General features: G+C 62.4%; 3 protein-coding genes. All 3 read right to left on the bottom strand.

The genetic code is table 11. The features are described from left to right. Positions 1 to 428 (bottom strand): aminotransferase class III-fold pyridoxal phosphate-dependent enzyme (locus tag HX846_RS20125; protein WP_178965971.1); only part of this gene is annotated, 428 nt, incomplete at its 3' end. A gap of 150 nt (positions 429 to 578) precedes the next feature. Further along, positions 579 to 1352, bottom strand: coding sequence for an N-acetylmuramoyl-L-alanine amidase (locus tag HX846_RS20120; RefSeq protein WP_003209007.1), 774 nt, complete (start codon positions 1350 to 1352; stop codon positions 579 to 581). 123 nt (positions 1353 to 1475) lie between these two features. Next, on the bottom strand, positions 1476 to 2101 hold a 626-nt coding region (locus HX846_RS20115), incomplete at its 5' end, for a sensor histidine kinase KdpD (RefSeq protein ID WP_178965970.1).

Here is a 2101-nt window from a genome sequence, read left to right as displayed (position 1 = left end):
GCGGCTTCCACCGCATCGGTGCCGGTGGGGCCGCAGAACTGGATCTTGGCTTCCCGCGCCAGCGCCGGCGGCAGCAGGCCGAACAGGTCCTGCACGAACTGGTCCTTGACCGGCGTGGTCAGGTCCAGGGTGTGCAATGGCAATTCATCGCTCAGCACCTGGCGAATGGCATCGATCACCACCGGGTGGTTGTGCCCCAGCGCCAGGGTGCCGGCACCGGCCAGGCAATCGATAAAGCTGCGTCCTTCGACGTCCTCGACATAGATCCCGCGGGCGCGCTTGAGCGCCAGGGGAATGCGCCGTGGGTAGCTGCGGGCATTGGATTCCTGCTGGCGCTGGCGGGCCAGCAGCGGGGTTTCATCGAACTGGTAAAGCGTTTCCGCAGGGACCGCCTGGGTCTCTTCGATACGGCTAGTAGCGACTGACATCTCTCGATCCCTCAATACGCTGATGATGGTGACCAAACTGCCCACCCGTTGGCGCCAGGCCCAAGGGCCGCGCACGGATTTCCTGTTCTGGAAACGCATCAGCGAAGGGAGGATTTACACCTGTGGTCGTTAAAAACAGCTTTAGCGGATTTACCCGGCCACCCCGGTGTATTTTTCATTCAACGCATACAGGATCGCGCAGGTCTGCGCATCCAGCCGCCCACTGTAGTCAGAGGGCCGAAAATGCATCTGGAACGCACGGACACGTTGCTGGAAACCCAGGCGATTTTTCGCCGGGGCATAACCGTAGCGCTGGAACGCCCGCTCCACCTCAACCTCTGGCGGCAGGCCGATGTCGAACCGACGTTGATAGGCCATCTTGGCCACCTCTTCATACCAGGCCCCCACGCCCGCCTCGAACAGGCAGCGCCATGGCAAGCGGGGGCCGGGGTCGCTCTTGCGCCAATAGGCAATGTCGGAATGCCCGAGGATGTCGGTAGGACCGATCGCCGGGTAACGCACCTGAATGTCACGAATCAAGGCGATCAACACGTCAATCTGCTCTGCGCCATACGCCGGGAAGGTCAACACACCGGCGTCATCCCGGGCCTGGTTGACGATTTCAATGCCGATGGAGCGGCTGTTGAGGTTATCGCGCCCGGCCCAGTGGCTGGTGCCGGCGTGCCAGGCGCGTTGCGCTTCGTCCACCAGGCGAAATACCCGCAACTCGTCATAGCCGGCGGCGCGGTAGCTGGCGTCATGGGGGTCGGCCAACAGGTAGTGGGCACTGAAACCGTCGCGGGTCAGTGCACGCAATGACGAGGCAAAGGGCGCGGCGGTGTAATGCACAATCACCTGGCGCACGGCCTGGCCATTGCGCTCATTGAAGTCGTTTGCGGGATACGTGGAATCGATAACCAACATAGGGGCTGTCCTTTTCAACACAGGCCGAGTCATTCAGCCGGTTCAAACACAAAAAAATGACCGCCATCCTGAAGCGTTGCGCTTGAGGATGGCGGTAGCTATGTGTGCTGTGAAAAGAAGGTTTCAGCGCCGCAACGGCATGCCCAGGTCGACGCGCATGCCATCGGCCTGGCTGTCGAATTTCAGGGAGCACGAGCAGCGCTGCACGATGGCCTGGACGATCGCCAACCCCAGGCCGCAACCCGGGCTATTGCCGTTGCGCCAGAAGCGCTGGGTCAAGTGTTGCAAGTCTTCGCTGGAAATCGGCGCGCCATGGTCACGCACCCGGAACACCACATTGTCGCCAGCGCTGGACACACTCAGCTCCACCCGGGTATCGGCCGGGGTGTGGCGCAACGCGTTGTCCAGCAGGTTGCGAAGGGCCGCGACGGCCAGGCCCACCGGCATTTCCAAAGGTTTTTCGGACAAACCGTCTGCCAGGATCAGGTCAATACGCTGATTGTCGCCGCCGTTGGCATCCTGGATCGCCAGTTGCGCAACTTGCTCGGAACTCGATTGCAGGCCGTCATCAAACGACAGGCTGCCTTCGACCCGCGCCAGCAGCAGCAACTGCTCAAGGGTGCGGTGCAAGCGGTCGGCGCCCTCTTCAGCGTGGGCCAGGGACTGGTCTCGGGCGGCGCCTTCGGTCATGCGCGCCACTTGCAGGTGGGTCTTGATCGCGGTCAACGGGCTGCGCAATTCGTGGGCCG

Source organism: Pseudomonas sp. K5002, assembly GCF_013386655.1.
Classification (GTDB): Bacteria; Pseudomonadota; Gammaproteobacteria; order Pseudomonadales; family Pseudomonadaceae; genus Aquipseudomonas.
The sequence above is the reverse complement of the archived record's forward strand: the minus strand, read 5'-3'. Positions and strand labels throughout refer to the sequence as shown.